This is a genomic window from Desulfobacterales bacterium, assembly GCA_029211065.1.
GTDB lineage: Bacteria > Desulfobacterota > Desulfobacteria > Desulfobacterales > JARGFK01 > JARGFK01.
In genome coordinates, this window is sequence record JARGFK010000188.1 from 1 (window position 1) to 4956 (window position 4956).

At 42.4% G+C, this 4956-nt stretch carries 5 protein-coding genes; 3 read left to right on the top strand and 2 right to left on the bottom strand.

The window, feature by feature from the left end; all coding sequences use genetic code 11:
* The first annotated feature begins 136 nt into the window (after positions 1 to 136).
* From P1P89_22185 to P1P89_22195, 3 genes are all read left to right on the top strand, one after another.
* Entirely contained in the window at positions 137 to 934 is a 798-nt protein-coding gene (locus P1P89_22185) for a hypothetical protein (GenBank protein ID MDF1594229.1), read from the top strand.
* On the top strand, positions 891 to 1631 hold the full coding sequence (locus tag P1P89_22190; protein ID MDF1594230.1) for a hypothetical protein: 741 nt from the start codon (positions 891 to 893) through the stop codon (positions 1629 to 1631). The genes P1P89_22185 and P1P89_22190 overlap by 44 nt, the downstream gene beginning before the upstream one ends.
* Positions 1632 to 1707: 76 nt before the next feature.
* Complete coding sequence (locus tag P1P89_22195) at positions 1708 to 2517, top strand: serine protease (protein ID MDF1594231.1); 810 nt, start codon at positions 1708 to 1710, stop codon at positions 2515 to 2517.
* Between the two features lie 387 nt (positions 2518 to 2904).
* Here P1P89_22195 and P1P89_22200 read toward each other — a convergent pair whose 3' ends face one another.
* Positions 2905 to 3552: a DUF3800 domain-containing protein gene (locus P1P89_22200; protein ID MDF1594232.1), complete on the bottom strand. Its 648-nt coding sequence runs from the start codon at positions 3550 to 3552 to the stop codon at positions 2905 to 2907.
* 146 nt (positions 3553 to 3698) lie between these two features.
* Positions 3699 to 4956: TaqI-like C-terminal specificity domain-containing protein (locus P1P89_22205; GenBank protein ID MDF1594233.1), on the bottom strand; the 1258-nt coding region annotated here is incomplete at its 5' end.

A 4956-nucleotide genomic window follows, 5' to 3' on the forward strand; every position in this document is an offset into this window, starting at 1 on the left:
TGCCAAAAACCCTTTTGAAGGAAAAGCGCCCTTTTTTATACCATTTTAAAATTTACACAAAAGATTATACACTACCCATGAAACTGTTTTCTTAACAATTTTATGTTTAGAAAATAACAGGTTGTACAGGCAGCGCATGGTAAATCCTACCGATATTAAAAAAATTGATTTTCTGATTCAATTTGCACTCCTTTGCGCCGGCCAAGATGAAGAGTGGAAACAGCGGGAACTCGGTTCCATCCACCTGATTAAATATGTTTACCTAGCTGATTATCATTACGCACTGACTCACGGCGGACGGACCTACACAGGACTGCAATGGCGCTTTTACAAATTCGGGCCTTGGGAAGAAACCTGTTTTTTAAGGATTGAACCCGCTCTCCAAGCTATTGATGCCGAAAAGCGGGTTTTCTCACACCCCAAATATGAAGATGACTTTATTAGATGGTCGTGCTCGAACAGCCGACTATATGAAGAGCTTCACAAACAACTCCCGCTTGAAATAGCCGGCCAACTGACTAATTACATCAGGAAATTTTCCTCTGATACTGAGGGGCTGCTCGACTTCGTCTATAAGACCCCGCCCATGCTCAGTGCTGCTCCAAATGAAATATTGGTCTTTGGAAGCAGGTTGGAATCCATCTCTTCAGAAGAGGCAATCGATACTCAGAAAGCTACCCGGCGCCAAGAAAAGAAACTTAAGGAAAAGCTGGAACTGCTTAGATCCGAGATGTCTAAAAAACTGAAGCAGAAAAAAAACGTTAAGGGTAAGCGTTTCCGGCCGCCTGCACCTCGATATGATGATGTTTTTTTTGAAAACCTGGCACAGATAGACCGGATCGCCGGCGAACCCATAACACCTCAAGAGTGTGTAATGGAGGTTTCAGAAGATGCCTGGAGGTCGAAAGCCCGCTTCGATAACGACCTATCCTGAGGATTCAATTCAATCCGCCATATCGCCTTCCACCTGGTGGGTTCCGGACGATACCCACGATTTTAAGCCGGGCGTTCTTATTCGAGCGTTCGTACCCCATGTTCGACAAATCCCCTATGTGATTGTGCCCGAAGGCCGGAACATCCCGACTGAGCACAAAACCTTCAAGGCTAAAATTGAGCCACTGGATGTGAAAAACCCCCATAAGCTTTCGAAATTGCCAGTTGCCTGTTTGCCGGTCTATCCGAACGAAGTCAGGGCGGTTTACCTTGCGAAAATACGGCCGGCCGTCGTCGTGGCTGAACAGGGCCCTAAAGTTGATAAAAAACTCATTGCCGGAAAGCCTATCTGGCAGACAGCCCCCACTCTTCTTGTCGCCCCCTTTTACGGAAGCGAGGAAGGCGGAAAACGCGCGGGTTTTAAACAAGAGTTTATAGACCGGGTAAGAAAAGGGGAATATCCCCAATATATGGTTGATTGGCTGCCTCTTGAGAGCGGTCGTAGCGCTTCGATCCTTCGTTTCGATCATATTCAACCGGTGGGCTTCCACTATCAATCATTGCAGCACACGGGGTGGCGCCTGAGTGAAGATGCCATTCTATGCCTGAAAGAATGGTTTCTTTGGTTCCTTGATGGGGACATGGAAGACGATTCGCTGCTTGCTACCTGGTTGAAGGCTGGATTATCGGTGGTTTGAAACCTTTAAAACACATGTTTAATCGGCACCTGCCCACTCAGCGCTCAATCATAACGTTAACGTGAATGGATCTAAAATGAATATTAAATCGACTTTACAAAACACGAAAGCTTCAACATTTTCTGTTTTTTTGCCTAATCCGAAGCAACATGATTTTCCAACTCCAGTCGGTACTGGGTTCTTTGTTTCGCCAGATGGTTGGTTTATAACGGCGGCCCATGTGTTAACAGCGTTCTCTAAAGATTCGAATAAACCTACTAATATGATTACTATTGAAAAAGAAACGTTGTTTGATGTTGAACGTAAAATGCCGATTCCGAAGGTGGTAAATGAGGTAAAACTTGTTCACTATGACCCTGGGAATGACTTTGCATTATTAAAAGCGGACATTGAAAAAAATCATGACCAGTTATGGTTAGCTAATTGTAAGGAATTTCCATATATTAAAGTTGGAACCAAAATTCTTGAGGATGGAGATGAAGTTTATTCTTTTGGATATCCGCTTTCAACTGGAGGACTTATTTATCCAGGCCCAGAGTTTGTTGCAGGAACCACCGAACTTCATCCCAGGGTTACTTCCGCGATCGTTTCATCCATTTATGAAAAATTTGGAATGATTAGTCATAGTGGAGTCCAAAGAACATATATACTAGATAAGGCTCTAAATTATGGCAACAGTGGTGGGCCAATCGTGTCGAAGGAAACGGGCGAAGTAAATGCTTTTTGTTCAAGATTCCAGCCGGTTTATATTCCACAAAAGCATTTAGGAGAAAAAGCTATTATTATGATACCTAGCCTTTACGGTGTTGTAACAAATTTAAGTTTCTCGATGATAGAGGAGGTTTTAGTACAAAAAGGAATCGTGCAGAAAACAAGCCGCCAATAAAACGATAAACAAAGAAATTTGTCGCCAATTCTGTTTAATTATCAGTTCATTCCAGTTTAACTTATTCGGCGACAATATCAAAATTTTTGCGCCAAAAACACCCGTTTTTCATAATCATTTCCGAACTATTCGACCATCAGACTCGGACCCGTCCGTTTGTCGCCATTTTCATCCCCACCCCCAGATATATTCGGTTTGACTAACTCAGCAGTCAGCCGAAGGGTGGCTTTCGCAAAGACTTTGATGCAGAAGGATAGAAGGTTCAAGGAAAAGTATTTGACCGTTAAATCACAAATCAAGAAGTGGCACCGATGCCCAAGCCAGTCCGTTCTGCAGGGATATCCATGAGAAAGGCTGTGAGGAACATAACTATTCAATAAATGAGTATCAAAAAAAGAGGGGCTTTTCCGAAATGAAGGGTCTTAAAATTTTATAGAAGAAGTAATCGTTGTTTTCGTATCGACTCCAAACAATATGAGAAATGAAATCAACAAACTGAAGATTTAAATTGGCCCCGCTTTCCATTGGAGTATGGAAAATAGTGGTTCTCACATTGAGTTCAAACCAAAGTTTTACCTGTAGATAATCCACGAGACTGTTGCCGCTTGCCACTTTAATTGCCCGGGGGTCGGGGATGAAATTCACGGCAGGATATGCTTTGATTTTATCTAATACGGCGAAATTAACCATGTAATTGTAAAGTTTATTGGCATCAATTCTAATATGATCCTGAACATTTTCTTTTTTAACCGTTATGACGCTTATTTGAATAGAAGGGTTTTGTTTCAGCAACGCAATAACCAGTGAGACAAACTTCTGTTTTTCCGCTTTCGAAAGATCTTTTCCCTTAAGTTCCCTGGCTGTTGACTGATTCCTGCTGCGGTATATTTTTTTTACGATTCTTTTTGGAAGGTGGGAAAGGTTTTTAGGAATTATCAGGGTTGCTATGGTCAGGTAGCGACTTGAGCCGCCGGCCCGATATGGCTTATCGAAAGTCCAGCCTAAATCTCCGCTTTCATCAAGATAAAGATTCATGCTCCACTTAAAAAAAATAGCGGTCCCTGACTCCGGTGCGCTTACATCGCACTTATGACACCTTTCGGTCTCACAGTTTCATCAGGATTTACCCGCTGACAAAAAGTTAAGCATAGTCATGTTTATTAGTCAAGTTGTTTTTAAAATTATTTTTTTTCTCCATGAATGATCCGAACCGGTTCAACGTTCTTGCTGTGGAGCATACCGGGATAGACGGTTTTGTCTTTCAGGAAAAAAAGCGCAAGAGACATAACATATTCGGTTTTAAAAGCATCGGTGTCGCCGGGTTTGAAGGGTTTGACCACCTCGGCAACTCGGTCATTGATATAGCAGCGGGCCTTTTTCATCACTTCTTCAAAATAAAGGCCGTAAATCATGACGTTGACCACCCATTCCAGAGTGGACGCTTCGGAAGTCATTCCTTTTTCATGAGCAAAAAGTATGCAATCCACCAAAATTTCGTATGGATGTTGATCCGCTGGATCGACTTTAGGAATGGGAAAATTCTGTAAATATTCCTTTTTATATCTAAAGCCTTTCTCGTCAAACTGGGGGCCTGCGAAAAATTTTGTGAAAGCGTAAACTCCAAGACGTGAAGATAAAATAGCGATTATGAGATAAATTCCATCCCCGGTCATTATGAAATTAGTGGCTTCGACGTGAAAGTTCTTTTTATCCAGATAGAAGTAGGGATAGCTTGAAAAATCATTGTTCCCTCGTGGGAGTCTCATAATATCAGGATAGACGATTTTCTCTTTTTCAAATTCAGTATGATAAGCAATAGTATCCTGGACTTCAAACCATTTGTTGCTTGTCTTCTTCCTACATCCCGGATCTCCACTTTGTTCAATCCTTTTTCCAAAGGTTTTTAAATAACTCATTATGGCAGGGTATCGATTAATATCAATCTGTAGAGCGGGAAATGTAGTAATAATCCATAGATCTGCAAACTCCACCTTGTAATGTTTGATGTCACGCCCTCTTAAAACCGGTTTAATGATCTCGGCGCTCTTCGGGTCTTCGGCGATAAGTTCATCCTTCTTCTTACCATTGATAATAAATGCCTCATTCAGCCCTGTTAGGATTCCACGATAAATTGCAGTGTCCCACTCTTTGAGCGGCACGCCCACTTCTTCGATTCTTTTGCGGACGGCATACTCTGCGCCGGTGGAGATGATCCAGCTTTCGGAGGAAAATTCATTTACAGGAACAGCGTTATGTTGAACGTACCCCTCTAAATCCGCCTGCGGCGTAAAATCATTTAATATGCGCACTGCCTGCAAGGCGGGCTTTGCATCCCTTGACAGCTCTTTTCTCAAAATCAGGATGCTTGTATCCACTGTTGCAGCGTCAAAAACCTGAAACCCGCCGAAATCAATTAAAATTTTAGGCGATGTCTTTTCG